14 protein-coding genes are annotated in these 19646 nt (G+C 70.5%); 7 read left to right on the top strand and 7 right to left on the bottom strand.

What is annotated here, in order from left to right; all coding sequences use genetic code 11:
• Positions 1 to 196 precede the first annotated feature (196 nt).
• From ACIRVH_RS20300 to ACIRVH_RS20310, 3 genes are all read left to right on the top strand, one after another.
• Positions 197 to 928 (top strand): VIT1/CCC1 transporter family protein, encoded by a 732-nt coding sequence (locus ACIRVH_RS20300; protein ID WP_403955091.1) that lies wholly within the window; start codon positions 197 to 199, stop codon positions 926 to 928.
• Positions 929 to 1334: 406 nt separating this feature from the next.
• Positions 1335 to 5927: a glutamate synthase large subunit gene (gltB, locus tag ACIRVH_RS20305; RefSeq protein WP_403955093.1), complete on the top strand. Its 4593-nt coding sequence runs from the start codon at positions 1335 to 1337 to the stop codon at positions 5925 to 5927.
• Positions 5920 to 7383, top strand: coding sequence for a glutamate synthase subunit beta (locus tag ACIRVH_RS20310; RefSeq protein WP_403955098.1), 1464 nt, complete (start codon positions 5920 to 5922; stop codon positions 7381 to 7383). The genes gltB and ACIRVH_RS20310 overlap by 8 nt, the downstream gene beginning before the upstream one ends.
• A gap of 98 nt (positions 7384 to 7481) precedes the next feature.
• Here the strand turns inward: ACIRVH_RS20310 and ACIRVH_RS20315 are convergent, their stop codons facing one another.
• The 3 genes from ACIRVH_RS20315 to ACIRVH_RS20325 form a co-directional block, all read right to left on the bottom strand.
• Positions 7482 to 8192, bottom strand: coding sequence for a calcium-binding protein (locus tag ACIRVH_RS20315; RefSeq protein ID WP_403955101.1), 711 nt, complete (start codon positions 8190 to 8192; stop codon positions 7482 to 7484).
• Positions 8189 to 9352: a non-hydrolyzing UDP-N-acetylglucosamine 2-epimerase gene (gene wecB, locus ACIRVH_RS20320; RefSeq protein ID WP_403955104.1), complete on the bottom strand. Its 1164-nt coding sequence runs from the start codon at positions 9350 to 9352 to the stop codon at positions 8189 to 8191. Before wecB ends, ACIRVH_RS20315 begins: the two co-directional genes overlap by 4 nt.
• 122 nt (positions 9353 to 9474) lie before the next feature.
• On the bottom strand, positions 9475 to 10674 hold the full coding sequence (locus tag ACIRVH_RS20325; protein WP_403955748.1) for a glycosyltransferase: 1200 nt from the start codon (positions 10672 to 10674) through the stop codon (positions 9475 to 9477).
• Between the two features lie 511 nt (positions 10675 to 11185).
• Between ACIRVH_RS20325 and ACIRVH_RS20330 the strand changes: the two genes are divergently transcribed.
• Together ACIRVH_RS20330 and ACIRVH_RS20335 are read left to right on the top strand one after the other, a co-directional pair.
• On the top strand, positions 11186 to 12967 hold the full coding sequence (locus ACIRVH_RS20330; RefSeq protein ID WP_403955107.1) for a DUF2334 domain-containing protein: 1782 nt from the start codon (positions 11186 to 11188) through the stop codon (positions 12965 to 12967).
• Positions 12968 to 13002: 35 nt separating this feature from the next.
• Positions 13003 to 14028: a glycoside hydrolase family 113 gene (locus tag ACIRVH_RS20335; protein ID WP_403955111.1), complete on the top strand. Its 1026-nt coding sequence runs from the start codon at positions 13003 to 13005 to the stop codon at positions 14026 to 14028.
• A gap of 13 nt (positions 14029 to 14041) precedes the next feature.
• On the opposite strand, the gene ACIRVH_RS20340 is transcribed toward ACIRVH_RS20335, so the two are convergent.
• Together ACIRVH_RS20340 and ACIRVH_RS20345 are read right to left on the bottom strand one after the other, a co-directional pair.
• Complete coding sequence (locus ACIRVH_RS20340; protein WP_403955113.1) at positions 14042 to 14932, bottom strand: chitosanase; 891 nt, start codon at positions 14930 to 14932, stop codon at positions 14042 to 14044.
• Positions 14929 to 15807 carry a rhomboid family intramembrane serine protease gene (locus ACIRVH_RS20345; protein ID WP_403955116.1) on the bottom strand — a complete coding sequence of 293 codons (879 nt, stop codon included), beginning with the start codon at positions 15805 to 15807 and terminating at the stop codon, positions 14929 to 14931. Before ACIRVH_RS20345 ends, ACIRVH_RS20340 begins: the two co-directional genes overlap by 4 nt.
• Before the next feature lie 143 nt (positions 15808 to 15950).
• Here ACIRVH_RS20345 and ACIRVH_RS20350 point away from each other — a divergent pair, with 143 nt between their 5' ends.
• Positions 15951 to 16676, top strand: coding sequence for a VWA domain-containing protein (locus tag ACIRVH_RS20350; RefSeq protein WP_403955119.1), 726 nt, complete (start codon positions 15951 to 15953; stop codon positions 16674 to 16676).
• 26 nt (positions 16677 to 16702) lie between these two features.
• Here the strand turns inward: ACIRVH_RS20350 and ACIRVH_RS20355 are convergent, their stop codons facing one another.
• Both ACIRVH_RS20355 and ACIRVH_RS20360 read right to left on the bottom strand, forming a co-directional pair.
• Positions 16703 to 17653 carry an acyl-CoA dehydrogenase family protein gene (locus ACIRVH_RS20355; protein WP_403955121.1) on the bottom strand — a complete coding sequence of 317 codons (951 nt, stop codon included), beginning with the start codon at positions 17651 to 17653 and terminating at the stop codon, positions 16703 to 16705.
• Positions 17653 to 18792, bottom strand: a complete 1140-nt coding sequence (locus ACIRVH_RS20360; RefSeq protein WP_403955750.1) for an acyl-CoA dehydrogenase family protein — start codon at positions 18790 to 18792, stop codon at positions 17653 to 17655. Before ACIRVH_RS20360 ends, ACIRVH_RS20355 begins: the two co-directional genes overlap by 1 nt.
• Positions 18793 to 18845: 53 nt before the next feature.
• On the opposite strand from ACIRVH_RS20360, the gene ACIRVH_RS20365 reads away from it, so the two are divergent.
• Positions 18846 to 19631: an SDR family oxidoreductase gene (locus ACIRVH_RS20365; RefSeq protein ID WP_403955124.1), complete on the top strand. Its 786-nt coding sequence runs from the start codon at positions 18846 to 18848 to the stop codon at positions 19629 to 19631.
• The last annotated feature ends 15 nt before the right edge of the window (positions 19632 to 19646 follow it).

Here is a 19646-nt window from a genome sequence, read left to right on the forward strand (position 1 = left end):
TGAGCCTCGGCGGGCGCCGTGTCACCCAGTCGGCATCTGAGCAATAACCAGCACGGATGAGCGAATGACGGCAAAGCCGCAGGTTAGCCCAGCCTTTCCTTGCTGGCGACGATGAAATTATCGGCGTACGTTCGGTGTTGTCGAAAAGTAGAACTTATCCAAAGTTAGCTTTGGCTAATCTTCCTGGGGGACCCGCATGGCCATCATCGAAACCGAGGCGGCGCTGCACGAGGCGCACCGCGACAACCACACGCACCGGGACGTGAACGGCGGGTGGCTGCGTCCCGCCGTCTTCGGTGCGATGGACGGCCTGGTCTCCAACCTCGCTCTGCTGACCGGTGTCGCCGGCGGTTCCGTCGGTCACCAGACGATCGTCATCACCGGGCTCGCGGGCCTCGCCGCCGGCGCCTTCTCCATGGCGGCCGGCGAATACACCTCCGTCGCCTCGCAACGCGAACTCGTCGAGGCCGAACTCGACGTCGAGCGGCGCGAGCTGCGCAAGCACCCGCAGGACGAGGAGGATGAGCTGGCGGCGCTCTACGTGGCCCGTGGGGTGGAGCCGGAGCTGGCCCGTGAGGTCGCCCGGCAGCTGTCCCAGGACCCCGAGCAGGCCCTGGAGATCCATGCCCGCGAGGAGCTGGGCATCGACCCCGGTGACCTGCCGTCGCCGCTGGTCGCGGCCGTGTCGTCCTTCGGTTCGTTCGCGCTCGGCGCGCTGCTGCCCGTACTGCCGTTCCTGCTGGGTGCGACCGCCCTCTGGCCGGCCCTGCTCCTCGCGCTCGCCGGGCTCTTCGGCTGCGGTGCCGTGGTGGCCAGGGTGACCGCGCGGACCTGGTGGTACAGCGGCCTCAGGCAGCTCGCGCTGGGCGGTGCGGCGGCCGGTGTGACGTACGCCCTGGGCAGCCTGTTCGGAACGGCCGTAGGATAGATCGACCGCTACCTATGCGATGGGCCGCATAAGTAGCCGTTACTTGCTGGTTTCGAATGCTTAACCACCGGGCATGAGCCGTAAGCGCTGTGGGCAATGACGCCTGCGGCGCACTCGCGGGAGGAGCGACGACGCTCCGCCCGCCCCCCTTCGGGCCGACGGACACCGATCTGATCGATCTTGTCCCGCTCGGTCCCCCCATACTTTCCGCCGCTCGTGCGCGGCACAGCCGCGACCCCGCGGCACCTGCCGTAAACCCGGGCGGCGTCCGCATGTTGGAACGGAGTATCCGGTTCCCGAGAACCGCTCCATCATGTAACCTGCACGAAATTTAGCCACATCCGCAGAGGGCCAACGTCGTCCCTCGGCACTTGCCACATGCCACATGACGACGACGGGAGAGCCGATGCGTACGCCGCGCCAGCCGTCCCAGCATTCCGCGAATGGCCAGAACTGGTCGTTCATGGATGCTCGCCCTGCTGCGCAGGGTATGTACGACCCCCGCAACGAGCGCGACGCCTGTGGCGTCGGCTTCGTGGCCACCCTCACCGGTGAGGCGAGCCATGCGCTGGTCGAGCAGGCGCTGACTGTCCTGCGCAACCTCGAGCACCGCGGCGCCACCGGCTCCGAGCCCGACTCGGGCGACGGCGCCGGAATCCTCTCCCAGGTGCCCGACGCCTTCTTCCGTGAGGTGGCCGGATTCGACCTTCCCGCAGCGGGCTCGTATGCCGTAGGCATCGCCTTCCTGCCGGGTGAGGGGACGCAGGACGCCGTCTCGCAGGTCGAGACGATCGCGGCCGACGAGGGCCTGACCGTCCTCGGCTGGCGCGAGGTTCCCGTCGCACCGGAACTGCTGGGCGCCACCGCCCGGTCCACCATGCCGGTCTTCCGGCAGGTCTTCGTCGCCGACGGCGCCAGCGAGGGCATCGCGCTGGACCGCAAGGCCTTCGTGCTGCGCAAGCGCGCCGAGCGGGAGGTCGGTGTCTACTTCCCGTCCCTCTCCGCCCGCACCATCGTCTACAAGGGCATGCTGACCACCGGCCAGCTGGAGCCCTTCTTCCCGGACCTGTCCGACCGCCGCTTCGCCTCGGCCGTCGCGCTCGTCCACTCGCGCTTCTCCACGAACACCTTCCCGTCGTGGCCGCTCGCGCACCCCTACCGCTTCGTCGCCCACAACGGTGAGATCAACACCGTCAAGGGCAACCGCAACTGGATGCGCGCCCGCGAGTCCCAGCTGGTCTCGGACCTCTTCGGGGACAAGGGCCTGGAGCGGATCTTCCCGGTCTGCACGCCGGACGCCTCCGACTCCGCCTCCTTCGACGAGGTGCTGGAGCTGCTCCACCTCGGCGGCCGCTCGCTGCCGCACTCCGTGCTGATGATGATCCCGGAGGCGTGGGAGAACCACGACTCCATGGAGCCGGCCCAGCGCGCCTTCTACGGCTTCCACTCCACGATGATGGAGCCCTGGGACGGCCCCGCCTGCGTCACCTTCACCGACGGCACCCAGGTCGGCGCCGTGCTCGACCGCAACGGTCTGCGTCCCGGCCGCTACTGGGTCACCGACGACGGCCTCGTCGTCCTCGGCTCCGAGGTCGGCGTCCTCGACATCGACCCGGCCAAGGTCGTCCGCAAGGGCCGCCTGCAGCCCGGCAAGATGTTCCTCGTCGACACCGCCGAGCACCGCATCATCGAGGACGACGAGATCAAGGCGTCCCTCGCCGCCGAGCAGCCGTACGCCGAGTGGCTGGAGACCGGTGAGATCGAGCTGGGCGACCTGCCCGAGCGCGAGCACATCGTCCACACCCACGCCTCGGTCACCCGCCGCCAGCAGACCTTCGGCTACACCGAGGAAGAGCTGCGCGTCATCCTCGCGCCGATGGCCAAGGCCGGCGCCGAGCCGATCGGCTCGATGGGCACCGACTCGCCGATCGCCGCCCTCTCCGAGCGCCCGCGGCTGCTCTTCGACTACTTCACCCAGCTGTTCGCGCAGGTCACCAACCCGCCGCTGGACGCGATCCGCGAGGAGCTGGTCACCTCCCTGCGCAGCTCGCTGGGCCCGCAGGGCAACCTGCTCGACCCGACCGCCGCCTCCTGCCGCTCCGTCGTGCTGCCCTTCCCGGTCATCGACAACGACGAGCTGGCCAAGCTCATCCACATCAACGCCGACGGCGACATGCCCGGCTTCAAGGCCGCGACCCTCTCCGGCCTGTACCGGGTCTCCGGCGGCGGCGACACCCTCGCCGCGCGCATCGAGGAGATCTGCGCCGAGGCCGACGCGGCCATCGAGAACGGCGCCCGGCTGATCGTCCTCTCGGACCGGCACTCGGACGCCGAGCACGCGCCGATCCCGTCGCTGCTGCTCACCGCGGCCGTCCACCACCACCTCATCCGCACCAAGCAGCGCACCCACGTGGGCCTGCTGGTCGAGGCCGGCGACGTCCGCGAGGTCCACCACGTCGCGCTGCTGATCGGCTTCGGCGCCGCGGCCGTGAACCCGTACCTGGCGATGGAGTCCGTCGAGGACCTGGTCCGCGCGGGCACCTTCCTGTCGGACATAGAGCCCGAGCAGGCCATCCGCAACCTGATCTACGCCCTCGGCAAGGGCGTCCTGAAGGTCATGTCCAAGATGGGCATCTCGACGGTCGCCTCCTACCGCGGCGCCCAGGTCTTCGAGGCCGTCGGCCTGGAGGACACCTTCGTCGAGAAGTACTTCAACGGCACCGCCAGCAAGATCGGCGGCGTGGGCATCGACGTCGTCGCCAAGGAGGTCGCCGCCCGCCACGCCAAGGCCTACCCGGCCTCCGGCATCGCCCCGGCGCACCGCGCGCTGGAGATCGGCGGCGAGTACCAGTGGCGCCGCGAGGGCGAGCCGCACCTGTTCGACCCGGACACGGTCTTCCGCCTGCAGCACTCCACGCGCTCCGGCCGGTACGACATCTTCAAGAAGTACACCGAGCGGGTGAACGAGCAGTCCGAGCGCCTGATGACGCTGCGCGGTCTGTTCGGCTTCAAGTCCGACCGTCGGCCGATCTCCGTCGACGAGGTCGAGCCCGCGAGCGAGATCGTCAAGCGGTTCTCGACCGGCGCCATGTCGTACGGCTCCATCTCCAAGGAGGCGCACGAGACCCTCGCCATCGCCATGAACCAGCTGGGCGGCAAGTCCAACACCGGTGAGGGCGGCGAGGACCCGGAGCGCCTGTACGACCCGGCGCGCCGGTCCAGCATCAAGCAGGTCGCCTCCGGCCGCTTCGGTGTGACCTCCGAGTACCTGGTCAACGCGGACGACATCCAGATCAAGATGGCCCAGGGCGCCAAGCCCGGTGAGGGCGGTCAGCTGCCCGGCCACAAGGTCTACCCGTGGGTCGCGAAGACGCGTCACTCGACGCCGGGCGTGGGCCTCATCTCCCCGCCGCCGCACCACGACATCTACTCCATCGAGGACCTGGCCCAGCTGATCCACGACCTCAAGAACGCCAACCCGGCCGCACGTATCCACGTGAAGCTGGTGTCGGAGGTCGGTGTCGGCACGGTCGCGGCCGGTGTGTCCAAGGCGCACGCGGACGTGGTCCTCATCTCGGGTCACGACGGCGGTACGGGTGCCTCCCCGCTGACCTCGCTCAAGCACGCGGGCGGCCCCTGGGAGCTGGGCCTGGCCGAGACGCAGCAGACGCTGCTGCTCAACGGCCTGCGCGACCGGATCGTGGTCCAGACGGACGGCCAGCTGAAGACCGGCCGTGACGTGGTCATCGCCGCGCTGCTCGGCGCCGAGGAGTTCGGTTTCGCGACCGCTCCGCTCGTCGTCTCCGGCTGCGTGATGATGCGCGTCTGCCACCTGGACACCTGCCCGGTCGGCATCGCCACCCAGAACCCGACCCTGCGCGACCGCTTCAACGGCAAGGCCGAGTACGTGGTGAACTTCTTCCGGTTCATCGCCGAGGAGGTCCGCGAGATCCTCGCCGAGCTGGGCTTCCGCTCCATCGAGGAGGCCGTCGGCCACGCCGAGGCGCTCGACGTCGCCCGTGCCGTCGACCACTGGAAGGCACAGGGCCTGAACCTGGAACCGCTGTTCCACGTGCCGTCGCTGCCCGAGGGCGCGGTGCGTCACCAGATCGTCGAGCAGGACCACGGCCTGGAGAAGGCCCTGGACAACGAGCTCATCAAGCTGGCCGCCGACGCGCTCGCCGCCTCGGACGCCACCGAGGCACAGCCGGTGCGCGCCCAGGTCGCCATCCGCAACATCAACCGCACGGTCGGCACCATGCTCGGCCACGAGGTGACGAAGAAGTTCGGTGGCGCGGGCCTGCCCGACGACACCATCGACATCACCTTCACCGGCTCCGCCGGCCAGTCCTTCGGCGCGTTCCTGCCGCGCGGCGTCACGCTGCGCCTGGAGGGCGACGCCAACGACTACGTCGGCAAGGGCCTCTCCGGCGGCCGCGTCGTCGTCCGCCCGGACCGCGCGGCCGACCACCTCGCCGAGTACTCGACCATCGCGGGCAACACCATCGCCTACGGCGCCACCGGCGGCGAGCTGTTCCTGCGCGGCCGTACCGGTGAGCGGTTCTGCGTCCGCAACTCCGGCGCGCTGGTCGTCTCGGAGGGCGTGGGCGACCACGGCTGCGAGTACATGACCGGCGGTCGCGCGGTGGTCCTCGGCGCGACCGGCCGCAACTTCGCGGCGGGCATGTCCGGCGGCATCGCGTACGTCATCGACCTCGACCGCGACAACGTCAACGTCGGCAACGTCGGCGCGGTCGAGACGCTGGACGACTCGGACAAGCAGTGGCTGCACGACGTGGTGCGCCGTCACGCCGAGGAGACCGGCTCGACGGTCGCCGAGAAGCTGCTGGCCGACTGGGACGTGGCCGTGGCGCGGTTCAGCAAGATCATCCCCAGCACGTACAAGGCAGTGCTCGCCGCCAAGGACGCCGCCGAGCGAGCCGGTCTCTCCGAGACCGAGATCACCGAGAAGATGATGGAGGCGGCGATCAATGGCTGACCCGAAGGGCTTCCTGAACCACGGCCGTGAGGTCGCCGAGACCCGCCCCGTCACCGAGCGCGTCAAGGACTGGAACGAGGTCTACGTCCCCGGCTCCCTGCTGCCGATCATCAGCAAGCAGGCCAGCCGGTGCATGGACTGCGGCATCCCGTTCTGCCACAACGGCTGTCCGCTGGGGAACCTGATCCCCGAGTGGAACGACTACGCCTACCGCGAGGACTGGGCGGCCGCTCAGGAGCGCCTGCACGCGACCAACAACTTCCCGGAGTTCACCGGTCGCCTCTGCCCGGCCCCCTGCGAGTCGGCGTGCGTGCTCGGCATCAACCAGGCGCCGGTCACCATCAAGAACGTCGAGGTCTCGATCATCGACAAGGCGTGGGAGACCGGGGACGTCGCCCCGCAGATCCCCGAGCGCCTGTCCGGCAAGACGGTCGCGGTCATCGGCTCGGGCCCGGCGGGCCTCGCCGCCGCCCAGCAGCTGACCCGGGCCGGTCACACGGTCGCCGTCTACGAGCGCGCGGACCGCATCGGAGGCCTCCTCCGGTACGGCATCCCCGAGTTCAAGATGGAGAAGCGGCACATCAACCGCCGTATCGAGCAGATGCGCGCGGAGGGCACCCGCTTCCGCACCGGTATCGAGATCGGCCGCGACCTCAGGGCGACCGACCTGAAGAAGCGGTACGACGCGATCGTGATCGCCGCCGGCGCCACGACCGCCCGTGACCTGCCGGTGCCGGGCCGCGAGCTCAAGGGCATCTACCAGGCGATGGAGTACCTGCCGCTGGCCAACAAGGTGCAGGAGGGCGACTACGTCACCACGCCGATCTCGGCCGAGGGCAAGCACGTCGTCGTCATCGGCGGTGGCGACACCGGCGCCGACTGCGTGGGCACCGCCCACCGCCAGGGCGCGGCCTCCGTCACCCAGCTGGAGATCATGCCCCGCCCGAACGACGAGCGGCACCCGACCAGCCAGCCCTGGCCGACCTTCCCGATGCTCTACAAGGTCACCTCGGCGCACGAGGAGGGCGGCGAGCGGGTCTACTCCGTCTCGACGACCCACTTCGAGGGCGACGAGGACGGCAACGTGCAGTGGCTGCACCTGACCGAGGTCGAGTTCGTCGACGGCAGGCCGACCCCGAAGCCGGGCACCGAGCGCAAGATCCCGGCCCAGCTGGTCACCCTCGCCATGGGCTTCACCGGCACCGACCGGGAGAACGGCCTGGTGGAGCAGTTCGGCCTGGCCCTCGACGAGCGCGGTAACATCGCTCGCGACGCCGACTTCCACACCAACGTGCCGGGTGTGTTCGTCGCCGGTGACGCCGGCCGCGGCCAGTCCCTCATCGTGTGGGCGATCGCGGAGGGCCGCTCGGCCGCCCGCGGTGTCGACCGGCACCTGACCGGAGCCAGCGACCTGCCGGCCCCGATCCGCCCGACGGACCGCTCGCTGATGGTCTGACGGTTCCGCAGAAGAACGTCCCGTACAAAGGCGTACGGAACACTGGTGGCGCCTGCCCCACAGTCCCCGACCGGACGTGGGCAGGCGTCGCCGCCTTTTCAGCGCGAACTCGCGGTCAGCCCCTGGAACTTCACGGTCGCGTCCTCGGTGTAGGCGCCCACCCTGCCCTCGGTGTACGGCCGTTCGGCGTCGACGAAGGCCACCAGGTGCCTGCCGCTCACCTCGACGGTGAGCTTCCCACCGTTCTGCTCCACCCGGACGGTGTACCAGGCGCCCACCGGGTACACCGTCCGCCCGGTCGCCAGGAAGCGCTGGCCCCCCGGATAGGCCGGATCCCGCTTCCCCAGCTCCCAGCCGTTCGGCTTGAGGGTGATGTAGTAGAAGTGCTCCGGATCGGTGTACGCCCAGACCAGCCACGGCACTTCCCACGGGTTCGGGTCGGGATCGCGCAGCTGCTCCACCGTCCGCATCCGCGCCTCGTACCGCACGTCCCTGTACGAGGCGGTGCTCACCACGAGGCCCGCATGGGTGGTGCCGGGGTCCTCCGCGGCCCTGGGGGAGAGCGACAGGGAGTCGTCGTCGCCCAGGTTGGTGCCGTGGCCGTTGAACACCGAGAGCCAACGGCCGTGGATCGTGCCGTCGATCCACGGCTTGGGCGGCGGTGCGGTGTCGCCCCGGCACTGGGTCAGGGTGACCGCCAGGAGCGCGGTCAGTGTGATCGCCAGTGCCAGGGCGGTGAGCAGACGACCCCTGCGCCCCTGCGGGATCGACGGGATCCGGCGGCGGGGGCGCAGGAGTGACGACGTCATGCCGCAGAGTATGGCCCGGACGCGGTGAGGCCGACCGGAACTTCGGCGGCGAAGTCCTCGGCCAGTTGGGCGAGTACGCGCCCGGCGGCCTGTCCGTCCCCGAACGGGTTGCCCGCGGTCGCCATCCGCCGGTACTCCAGCGGATCGTCCAGCAGCCGCTCGGCCCAGGTCACGATGGCGTCCGGGTCCGTGCCGATCAGCCGGGCCGCGCCGGCCTCGACCGCCTCCGGGCGCTCGGTGGTCGTACGCAGCACCAGTGCGGGCTTGCTCAGGCTCGGGGCCTCCTCCTGGATGCCGCCGGAGTCGGTGAGCACCAGGTCGCACTCGGCCAGCGTGGCCGCGAAGTCCAGGTAGTCGAGCGGTTCGACGAGCGAGATACCGGCGTGGCCGTCGAGTTCGGGCAGCAGCGCGTCCCGTACGGCGGGGCTCTTGTGCAGCGGCAGCACGATCTCCACGTCCCCGCGCCCGGCGAGCCGGGTGAGCGCACGGCCCATGCCGCGCATCCGTTCGCCCTGGTTCTCCCGGCGGTGCAGGGTCACCAGGACCCGCCGGGCGCCGGTGCGGAACGCGGAGGTGCCGGTGCCCTCGGCCAGCACCCACAGCAGGTTGTCGATGACGGTGTTGCCGGTGGTGAACACCTGCTCCGCCGGGACGCCCTCGTCGGTCAGATGCCGTGCCGCGCGCGAGGTCGGGGCGAAGTGCCAGCGGGCCATGCGTCCGATGAGGCTGCGGTTGAGCTCCTCCGGGAACGGGTTGTCGATGACTCCGGTACGCAGTCCCGCCTCGACGTGGGCGACCGGGATCTTCTCGTAGAACGCGGCCATGGCGCCGGCCAGTGCGGTCGTGGTGTCCCCCTGCACCACGACCAGGTCCGGCCGCTGCTCCCGCATGGCCTCGCCGAGCTCGCCGACCAGGCGGGCGGTCAGCTCGGACAGCTGCTGCCGGCTGCGCATCACGTCGAGCGCGATCCGTACGTCGACGCAGAGCAGACCGAGCATCTGGTGGAGCATCTCGCGGTGCTGGCCGGTGGTGACGACGATCGGTTCGAACTGCTCGCTGTCGGCCATGGCCCGAGCCACCGGCGCCAGTTTGATCGCTTCCGGCCGGGTGCCCAGCACGAGCATGGCGCGTACGGGCAGGGTTGACGGAGGTGTGGACATGGAAGGCCCCCCTAGGGCATGCGCGATCGTCGCAGGACCGCGCAAGAGTGTGAGCGGTGCGGAGATGAGAGAAGAGAGGAGAGACGCGCGGCGGGAAGGCCGCGGGAGAGGGACGGTCGCCCTCAGGTGCGCGCGGTCTTCAGCCAGGTCTGCTTGCCGGTGAGCATCCGCCAGAACCCCCACCAGCCGGCGAAGAACCAGATGTAGCCGTAGAAGACGAAGACATGGGCGAGGAGCACACAACGCACCAGCCCGAGCTGCCGCTCACGCTTGAAGTACACGTAGCCGTACGTGTAGGCGGCCGTGAACGACAGGACGTACGGCCCGAGCAGCCACATCGGTGACACGAGCGCGTGGCCCACCTGGACGGAGGCCATGACGGTGGCACCGAGGGCCACCAGGAAGGAGATCGGCAGCAGCGAGGTGAGCAGGATCAGGACCGGGCTCGACAGGTGGTAGAGCATGTCCAGCGCCGGCCGGGTCGGCACGTCCCTGAGGATGAGCGGGACGAGACCGGCGGACTGCAGATGACCCTGGAACCAGCGGGATCGCTGCCGGACCAGGCGCCGCAGGCTGAGCACGGCCTGCTGGGACACCGCGGCGGTGGTGCAGTGCATGTTGGTCCAGCCCTTGGCGATCAGCCGCACCCCGAGGTCGAGGTCCTCGGTGAGGCTGTCGCTCCACGGGCCGGCGCCGTCCAGCGTGTTGAGCGCCGACAGCCGCATGAACTGCCCGTTGCCGCCCATGCCCACGCTGCCGATGAAGCGCCGGGCGCTCTGGAACACGTCGCCGTACACGACGAACTCCATGTCCTGCATGCGGGCGAGCAGCCCCAGGTGCCGGTTGTACATACGGACGCAGACCTGAACCGCGCCCGTACGCGGGTCGTCGAAGTACGGGTCGACGGACTGCACGACGTGCGGGTCGAGCCGCCCGTCCGCGTCGACCACGCACAGCACGACGTCCGCCGGGTCGTGCCCGGCGAGCAGGCCGGACTCCCTGAGGTGCCGCACCCCGTCGTTGAGTGCGGCGCCCTTGCCCCGGCGTGCGTTCGGAGGAGTGCGCCGGTGCAGCCGGACCAGGTTCGGGTCGGCGGCCAGCGCGATTTCACTGGTGCGATCGTCGGAGCCGTCGTCTATCACCAGGGCCAGGAAATTCCCGGCGGGTAACGAAGTGATGCGCGCAAGGCTTTCCGCGAGAACTTGCTCCTCGTTCAGACACGCCAGCAGGAATACGTAAAAACGTTCTCTACGGTCTGTCCTGGAGCGCCGAATTCTGCGTCGTGAGAGCAGGAAAAGACTGGTGTTGTAGCAGCCGGCCATCACGATCAGAGTGATGCTCGACCAAAGGAGCAACTCAATGATCACGGCTGCCCCCGGCGTGGGCCCGCATCCGCTGTCCCTGACGTCGCAGATGTATCCGGGCCAGCAGTATCAGGCACGCCGTCAGGCAGTAGAACAGAAATCCGGCCCCGGCTACCGCTTGTAGCGCCTTGGCCAAAGGTAGTCCGGGTATTGCTTCCGGTGCGGCCATCGCTCCTGCCAAGGGCAGCAGTGCCCCCAGGGCGGGTCGTCCGTACATTGTCCCCCCATATTCGGTGCGCATCCCCAATGCGCGAGGCGAACTTAGCAGACCTTCCGGGACCGAGATGGACATTTGACAGTCATCGAGGTGGCCAGAAGAATCTGGTCTTCCTAACGCCAAATGCTTTGTCAATCATTTGGCAAAGTGGGGGGGAAGATCGTGAGACGACTGATCCCGCTTCGGAAGCGGGCACGCAGCCGAATTTCCGTCGTTCTACTACTCGTCGCCGCTCTGCTGAGCGGCACGTTCATGGCCACCAACGCCCAGGCCGCCGGGGGGCAGCACCGCAGGGGCGAGGCCGCCGGCACCAGGTCCGGACTCAACCGGGTCGACCTCAAGGGCTGGGCGAGGGCCCAGTTCCAGGCCGACCAGACGCGGCGCACCCGGCCGCACCCGAAGACCACCCCGACCACCCGCGCGGCCGCGGCCGCCGTCCCGGTCCGCACCGCGACCAGGGCGACCACCGCGACCCGGCAGAAGGCCCTGCTCGCCCCTGCCGACGCGGCCGCGGACGCCACTGAGACCGCACTCGTCCTCTACGACACGGCGGGCCCCTACGGGCAGCTGGGCGAGCTGTACGCGATGGCCACGGCCAACCTCGCCGGCCACTTCGGCACGGTGACGGCCAAGCCGGTCCAGCAGTACACCGCCGGAATGATCGACTCGTACTCGGCCGTGATCTACATCGGCTCGACGTACTACGGCGGCACCATTCCGGACGCCGTCCCGGCCGCGTTCTACGCCGACGCGTCGGCGAGCACCAAGCCGGTGATCTGGATGGGCGCCAACATCTGGAACATGGCGGGGGCGGTGGGCGCGGCCCAGTTCACGCAGAAGTACGGCTGGGACCCGACGACGTCGTACTACGAGGACGGCGGTTCGGTCGGCGACGTCACGCAGGTGACGTACCGCGGCCAGACGCTGACCCGCACCATTCCGGCCGGGCAGGACGGCGGTGTGCTGCGCCCCAACGTCCTGACCGGGCCCGGGTATCCGGCCGTCACCCGGCTCGCGGAGGGCCTGGACAGCTCGAACGGGCACACCTTCGGCTGGGCGGTCCGCTCGTCCAACCTCACCTACATCGGTGAGATCCCGTTCGCCTACGTCTCCGAGACCGACCGCGTCATCGCCTTCGAGGACCTGCTCTTCGACGCCCTCGCCCCGGCCACCACCGAGCGGCACCGGGCGATGATGCGCCTGGAGGACATCAGCCCCGACGCCGACCCCACCGAGCTGCGGGCGATGGCCGACTACCTCTACTCGGAGCACATCCCGTACGGCATCAACGTGATCCCCGTCTACACGGACCCCAACGGCACCTACAACGACGGCGTCCCGCAGACGATCACGCTCGCCCAGCGCCCGCAGGTGGTCAGCGCGCTGAAGTACATGCTGGCCAGGGGCGCGGTCCTGATGGACCACGGCTACACCCACCAGTACGGCAACGTCGCCAACCCCTACAACGGCGTCACCGGCGACGACTTCGAGTTCTACCGGGCGCACGTCGACTCCGCGAACAACGTCGTCTACGACGGCCCGGTCGCCGAGGACTCCGGCCTCTGGGCGCAGACCCGGGTCACCAGCGCGCTCGCCCAGTTCGCGCTGGCGGGCCTGCCCAAGCCGACGCTGTGGACCACCCCGCACTACGCGGGCTCCGCGGCCGACTACAAGGTCTTCAGCTCCAACTTCTCGGCGCGCCTCGAGCGTTCGCTCTACTTCGCCGGGACGCTGAGCGGGGCCCAGTCCGACCCGAACCGGTTCATCGGCCAGTTCTTCCCGTACGTCGTGAAGGACGTCTACGGCACCAAGGTGCTGCCCGAGAACATCGGCAACTACGAGCCGGAGGCGTACAACAACCACCCGGCGCGCCTGCCCGCCGACCTCATCGCCTCGGCGAAGGCCAACCTGGCGGTGCGCGACGGAGTGGCGAGCTTCTTCTACCACCCGTACTACCCGGTGCAGCCGTTGAAGGACACGATCGACGGCATCAGGGCACTCGGCTACACCTTCGTCAGCCCGGCGGCGCTGTGACGGCGCCCGCCCCCAGGAGGAGGACCGTCGCCGTCATGGCGGCGGTCCTCCTCGCCGCCGGCGGCTGCGTGTCCACCGGGCCGGGCCACGGCTCCGGCCCCGGCAGCACGCACGCCTCCCGCCCGGAGACCGGGACCACCACCCTGCGCGGCATCACCCTGCCCTCGTGGTACCGCACCGACTACGACAGCCCGGCCGTGCCGCGCTATCTGCGCGACATCAAGGCCACCGGGGCACGCTGGGTCACCTTCACCCCGACCTGGTACCAGAAGCGGGTCACCGACTCCGGCCCGCACACCACGGAGGAGACCGCGAGCGACGCGAGCCTGCGCAGGATCGTCGAGCGCGCCCACGCGGCCGGACTCAACGTGATGATCAAACCGCACGTGGACCTGCCCGGCGACCAGGACCGCGCCGAGATCCGTCCCCGCGACCGGTCCGCCTGGTTCGCCGCCTACCGCCGCTTCATCACTCACTACGCGGACATCGCCGCCGACACCGGAGCCGAACAGCTCGCGATCGGCACCGAACTCGCCGGGGTCTCCGGCGACACCGCCGCCTGGACGAAGGTGATCAAGGCGGTCCGCGCCCACTACGACGGCCCGCTGACCTACGCCGCCAACTACGACGAGTACCAGCACATCCACTTCTGGAAGGACCTCGACCTCATCGGCATCGACGCCTACTGGCCGCTCGCGGAGAAACCCACCACCGATCCCGCCCTGCTGAACCGCGCCTGGGCCCCGATCCGGCAGAAGCTCGCCGCCTACTCGGCAGGCCAGCACCGCCGGATCCTGTTCACCGAGGCCGGCTACGTCAGCCAGCGCGGCTCCACCACCGCCCCGTACTCCTGGACCGTCAGCACCCACCCGGCCGACGCCGAACAGGCCGCCGCCTACCGGGCACTCCTCGACTCCTTCGAGGGCCGCCCGTGGTGGGCCGGAGTCTGCTGGTGGATGTGGGACGACTGGCCGGACAGCGGCGAGACCCCGGCACGCCTGGCGTACACCCCGCACGGCAAACCCGCGGAGGAGGTGCTGCGCCGGAAGTGGGCCGGCTGACGTCCGTGACGCGCTACGGAATCCGGTACGGCTCCTTGTACACCCGCCACTCCAGCGGAGTGTCCAGGTCGAGGTTGCCGTCGTAGAGGAACCGCCGCTGGGCCGTGTCGACGCGGGAGGTGTCGACGCCCGGCCTCTTCGCCCTCATGGCCCGGCGGCGGACGTCGAGGAAGATGTCGAGGTAGTTCTTCTCGCTGCCGCCCTCGGCGGGGGTGTCGGCCTCCTTCAGGGCGCGTTCGCGCAGTCCGTTGAAGCTGTCGGGGCCGGCGCCGGGGCCGTGATAGACCATCGCGTCGTAGTAGATGAACTGGCCCAGTGTGCCGAGGCCGTCGAGCTTGGCGCGGCGGACCGCGGGGTCGAAGTAGACGCGGTCGCGCTCCTCGTCCTGGGCCTTGCGGAAGGCCGGGAGCTTGGCCTCCGCCTTCCAGGCCGCGATGAAGCCGGGGCCCAGGCCCTCGTGCGAGTGTGAGCCGTCGACCTTGCGCAGGGCCGGCAGATACGTCGCGAGGCCGTTGTCCGGGTGGGCTCCGGTGTAGCGCTCGACCAGGGTGAGCAGGTCGTGGGTGCCGGTGCAGAAGCCGATGATGCCGGCGGTGTAGCCCTGCCCGTCGCCGATGTCCTCGATGTAGCCGTAGGCGGTGCGCCAGTCGAGCGTGGAGTTCTCGGCGCTGGCCACGATCTGCTGCGCCAGCTCCTTCTTGGCGGGCGCGGCCAGGCCCGGCGGGGCGTCGGCGATGACCTCCGCGTCCTGGTCCCGCGCCGACCCGGCCCGCCCGGCGGCCTCCCGGGAAGCCGTGGCGTGCTTGCCCTCCGGGGAGCCGGACCGATCGGGGCCGGTGGCGTACACCGCCGCCGCGACGACCACCGGCACGGCCGCGAGCAGCAGGATTCCCGCCCGCCTCATGCGGCCGCGCCTCCCGTGAGATCCCCGGCCTTGACCCAGGCGAGGACCAGCAGCAGCGCCATTAGGGCCACGCACGCGCCCGCCTGGATCAGGACGCGACGGTTGTCCCGGGGCGCGTACGCGTACGCCAGCGTCACCGCCCCGCCCGCCAGCAGGCCCCCGAGGTGGCCCTGCCAGGAGGTCAGCCATGCGGAGATCACCAGCCACAGCAGCAGACCGCCCATGTACTGGTTGACCGCACGCATGTCGTAGCCGAGGCGACGGCCCATGACGTAGTACGCGGCGCCCAGCCCGAAGACGGCCCCGGAGGCGCCGACCGTGAGGGTCTCGGGGGCGAGCAGCAGCACCAGGACCGAGCCGCCGAGCGCCGACAGCAGGTACAGGGCGAGATAGCGGACCCGGCCCAGCTGGGCCTCGACCACCCGGCCGACGTTCCACAGCGCCAGCATGTTCATCAGGATGTGCGCGATGCCGAACGTGCCCTCGGCGGGCGTCAGATGCAGGAACGCTCCGGTCAGCAGTCGGTACCACTCGCCGTGGGCGACGCCCTCCGGGTGGTAACCCGCCGGCACGGTGCCCAGCATGCCGAACCGGTCCTCGATCGACGGCCGCGCCAACTCGGCCAGGTAGGCGAGCACGTTGAGCCCGATCAGCACGTACGTCACCACCGGCACCGCGCTGATCCGGCCGCCGAACGCCGTGCGCGCCTGCCGGACCGAGCGTGCCCCCTCCTTCACGCACTCCACGCACTGATGACCGACCGCGGCCTCCCGCATGCAGGACGGGCAGATGTGGCGGTCGCAGCGCGTGCAGCGGACGTGGGACTCCACCTTGGGGTGACGAAAACAGGTGGTGACGGCGGACTCGGCGGTCACGGCCGGCTCCTCTGAGGAAAGTTCGGGACAAGGTGAGCCGGTGGGGACGGCGGCGAACAAAATAGCGAACTGATGTGACGGGAGCGACAGCAGGGGCCTGTGATCCCTTAGGCTCGGCTTCCCGCACAGCCGAGGGGGGAACCATGGCCGCGATCAGCCTGCGCAAGGTGGAGGAGACCGCGCCCGCGCTCGTCGAGCCGTACCGCTCGGCCGGCGTCTGCCTGCGCAAACACGGCCTGGACGGGCTGCGGGCCGCCGTGTACCTGGTGGTCGACTACTCGGGCTCGATGAAGCCGTACTACAAGGACGGCAGCGTGCAGGCGCTCGCCGACCGGGTGCTGGGCCTGTCCGCGCACCTGGACGACGACGGCCGGGTGCCCGTGGTGTTCTTCTCCACGGACGTCGACGCGGTCACCGACATCGCCCTCGACGGCCACGAGGGCCGCATCGAACGGATCGCGGCCGGGCTCGGGCACATGGGCAAGACCAGCTATCACCTGGCGATGGACGCCGTCATCGACCACTACATGGACAGCGGCGCCACCGACCCCGCGCTGGTCGTCTTCCAGACCGACGGCGGCCCGATCAACAAGCTCGCCGCGGAACGCTACCTGTGCAAGGCGGCGAAGCTGCCACTGTTCTGGCAGTTCGTCGGCTTCGGTGACCCGGGCAGCCGCCAGTTCGAGTTCCTGCGCAAACTGGACGAGCTGGCGGTCCCCGGCAAGCGGCCCGTGGACAACGCCGGCTTCTTCCACGCGGGCCAGGATCCCCGGCAGGTCTCCGACGCCGAGCTGTACGACCGTCTCGTCGCCGAGTTCCCCCAGTGGCTCGCGGCCGCACGCGCCGCGGGCATCGCGCGGCCTGCCTGAGCCGTGCGCCGGCCGGCCCCGACCGCCTAGCCGGCGTCCCCGAGCACCGTGTCCCTGCACTCGTCGGGCGTGCCCCACGCGGTGCGCAGGGCACGGGCCTTGGTCAGCCACAGGGACAGGTCGTACTCCGCCGTGTACCCGATCGCGCCGTGCAGCTGCAGTGCCGTGCGGGCGGTGGCGTAGGCCGCCTCGCAGGCCTTCAGCTTGGCGGCCGCCACGTCCGCGGGGCGCAGGGACAGCGCCGCTCCGAAGAGCAGGGGCCGGGCGAACTCCAGGGCGATCTTCGCGTCGGCGAGGCGGTGCTTGACGGCCTGGAACGAGCCGATGGGGACACCGAACTGTGTGCGCTGCCGGACGTGGGCGACCGTCCGGTCGAGCAGGGCGTGTCCCACGCCGAGGGCCTGTGCGGCGGTGGCCAGGCGCGCCCAGGTGAGGGCTCGGGTGTCCGGTGGGCCGGCGGACAGCAGTTCGCCGCCGGGGGCCAGCGGGGTCAGCCGGCGGGCGGGGTCGAGGGAGGGGCGGACCGGGCCGGGACCTGGCGACAGGTGCAGTCCATCCGGTGCCGGGACGAGGTGGAGCACGGCCGCGTCGCCGTCGAGGGCGTACCCGGTGGGCGCCGCCACGGTGGCGATGATCTCGCCCGCCGCGAGCCCGGGCAGGAACCGCTTGGCCGGCTCGACGGCACCGAGCAGTACGGCTGCAGCGACCGTCTCCACCAGTGGTCCGGGCACCGCGTGCCTGCCCAACTCCACGAACGCGACGGTCAGTTCCACCGGGTGCGGCCCCAGCCCCCCGTACTCCTCGGGCACGGCAAGACCGAACACCCCCGCGTCCGCGATACGGCGCCACAGCGCGCGGCCGCCCGTATGGTCGCCGCGGCTCCAGTCCCGGACCACCGCCGGGGTGTCCGCCGCCGTCAGCATCGCGTGCAGCGAGTCGGCGAAGGCGCGCTGCTCGGTGTCGAGGAGGAAGCGCATCAGCGGCGTCCCTTCGGCAGGCCGAGCAGGCGCTCGGCGACGATGTCGCGCTGGATCTCGTTGGCCCCCGCGTAGATGGGTCCGGCCAGCGAGAAGACGTACCCCTCCGCCCAGTCCGTGTCCGCCGACTCGCCCTCCGTGCCGAGGAGATCGAGCGCCGTCTCGTGCAGCGCCAGGTCGTACTCGGACCAGAACACCTTGTTCATGCTGGACTCCGGGCCGAGTGCGCCGCCCTCCAGGAAGCGGGCAGCGGCCGCGTAGGTGAACAGCTGGTAGGCGCGGGCGCCGATCAGGGCGTCCGCCACCCGGGCGCGCGCCTGCTCCGGGCGGCCCTGTGCCCTCCACAGCTCCAGCAGCCGGGCGGCGGAGGCGAGGAAGCGGCCGGGGGAGCGCAGGGTGAGGCCGCGTTCGTTGCCCGCCGTGGACATCGCGATCCGCCAGCCCTGGCCGGGCTCTCCGATCACGTCCTCGTCCGGCACGAACACCTCGTCCAGGAACAGCTCCGCGAAGGCCGGCTTGCCGTCCAGGCGGCCGATCGGGCGGACGGTGACGCCGGGGGCCCGCAGGTCGAACATCAGATACGTGAGCCCCTGGTGCGGCTTCGGGGCCTCGGGGTCGCTGCGGAACAGGCCGAAGGCCCGGTCGGCGAAGGCCGCCCGAGAGGACCAGGTCTTCTGGCCGCTCAGCAGCCAGCCGCCGTCCGTCCGTACCGCCCCGGACGTGAGCGAGGCCAGGTCGGAGCCCGCCTCCGGCTCGGACCAGGCCTGCGCCCAGACCACCTCGGCGGAGGCCATCGGTGGCAGCACACGCGCGCGTTGCTCCGCCGTGCCGTGGTCGAAGAGGGTCGGCGCGAGCAGGCTGATGCCGTTCTGGCCGACCCGGCCCGGCGCGCCCGCCGCCCAGTACTCCTCCTCGAACACCAGCCACCTGAGGACGGTGGCCGCACGGCCACCGTACTGCTCGGGCCAGGACACCACCGACCAGCGGTCCGCGGCCAGTTCGGCCTCCCAGGCGCGGTGCGCCGCGAAGCCCTCCGCGGTCTCCAGGGAGGGGAGCGGGGTGCGGGGCACGTGTGCCGCCAGCCAGGCGCGGGCCTCGGCGCGGAACTCCTCGTCGGCCGGAGCGTGGGTCAGGTCCACGGTCGCCGTCACCATCCTTCCCTAACAAGTGTTTGGTAGGTTAGCGTGGCCCTATGACAGGCGTCGAGAGTCCGGCGTACGAGCCCGGGCACGGGCTGCTGAAGGGGCGCACCGCCGTCATCACCGCGGCGGCCGGCGCGGGGATCGGCGGGGCCACCGCGCGCCGCTTCCTGGAGGAGGGCGCCCGGGTGCTGATCAGCGACGCGCACACGCGCCGCCTGAAGGAGCACGAGGCCCGGCTCGTCCGGGAGTTCCCCGGCGCGGTGGCCGCGGTGCCCTGCGACGTCACCGACGAGACCCAGGTGGGCGCACTCTTCGAGGCGGCCGTACAGGAACACGGAAGGCTCGACATCGTCGTCAACAACGCGGGGCTGGGCGGCACCTCGGACCTTGTCGACATGACCGACGAGCAATGGTCCCGCGTCCTCGACGTCACACTGAACGGCACCTTCCGCTGCACCCGGGCGGCCCTGCGCGCCATGCGGGACACCGGCGGCGGGGTGATCGTCAACAACGCCTCCGTCGTCGGCTGGCGCGCCCAGGCCGGCCAGGCCCACTACGCCGCCGCCAAGGCCGGCGTGATGGCGCTGACCCGGTGCGCGGCGATCGAGGCGGCCGCCTACGGGGTGCGGGTCAACGCGGTGGCGCCCAGCCTCGCCATGCATCCGCACCTGGTGAAGGTCACCTCCGCCGAACTGCTCCGGGAACTGACCGCACGGGAGGCCTTCGGGCGGTACGCGGAGCCCTGGGAGGTGGCCAACGTGATCGTGTTCCTGGCCTCCGGCTACTCCTCGTACCTGACCGGCGAGGTCGTCGCCGTCAGCAGCCAGCATCCCTGACGACGGGCAGACCAC

The sequence above is a fragment of the Streptomyces sp. NPDC101165 genome (genome assembly GCF_044768135.1).
Taxonomy (GTDB): domain Bacteria; phylum Actinomycetota; class Actinomycetes; order Streptomycetales; family Streptomycetaceae; genus Streptomyces.

Excerpts from the sequence above, each read along its gene's own strand:
- ACIRVH_RS20300 (WP_403955091.1), top strand. The coding sequence starts at position 197 with ATGGCCATCATCGAAACCGAGGCGGCGCTGCACGAGGCGCACCGCGAC.
- gltB (WP_403955093.1), top strand. The coding sequence starts at position 1,335 with ATGCGTACGCCGCGCCAGCCGTCCCAGCATTCCGCGAATGGCCAGAAC.
- ACIRVH_RS20310 (WP_403955098.1), top strand. The coding sequence starts at position 5,920 with ATGGCTGACCCGAAGGGCTTCCTGAACCACGGCCGTGAGGTCGCCGAG.
- ACIRVH_RS20315 (WP_403955101.1), bottom strand. The coding sequence starts at position 8,192 with ATGACGTCGTCACTCCTGCGCCCCCGCCGCCGGATCCCGTCGATCCCG.
- wecB (WP_403955104.1), bottom strand. The coding sequence starts at position 9,352 with ATGTCCACACCTCCGTCAACCCTGCCCGTACGCGCCATGCTCGTGCTG.
- ACIRVH_RS20325 (WP_403955748.1), bottom strand. The coding sequence starts at position 10,674 with ATGGCCGGCTGCTACAACACCAGTCTTTTCCTGCTCTCACGACGCAGA.
- ACIRVH_RS20330 (WP_403955107.1), top strand. The coding sequence starts at position 11,186 with ATGGCCACCAACGCCCAGGCCGCCGGGGGGCAGCACCGCAGGGGCGAG.
- ACIRVH_RS20335 (WP_403955111.1), top strand. The coding sequence starts at position 13,003 with ATGGCGGCGGTCCTCCTCGCCGCCGGCGGCTGCGTGTCCACCGGGCCG.
- ACIRVH_RS20340 (WP_403955113.1), bottom strand. The coding sequence starts at position 14,932 with ATGAGGCGGGCGGGAATCCTGCTGCTCGCGGCCGTGCCGGTGGTCGTC.
- ACIRVH_RS20350 (WP_403955119.1), top strand. The coding sequence starts at position 15,951 with ATGGCCGCGATCAGCCTGCGCAAGGTGGAGGAGACCGCGCCCGCGCTC.
- ACIRVH_RS20355 (WP_403955121.1), bottom strand. The coding sequence starts at position 17,653 with ATGCGCTTCCTCCTCGACACCGAGCAGCGCGCCTTCGCCGACTCGCTG.
- ACIRVH_RS20365 (WP_403955124.1), top strand. The coding sequence starts at position 18,846 with ATGACAGGCGTCGAGAGTCCGGCGTACGAGCCCGGGCACGGGCTGCTG.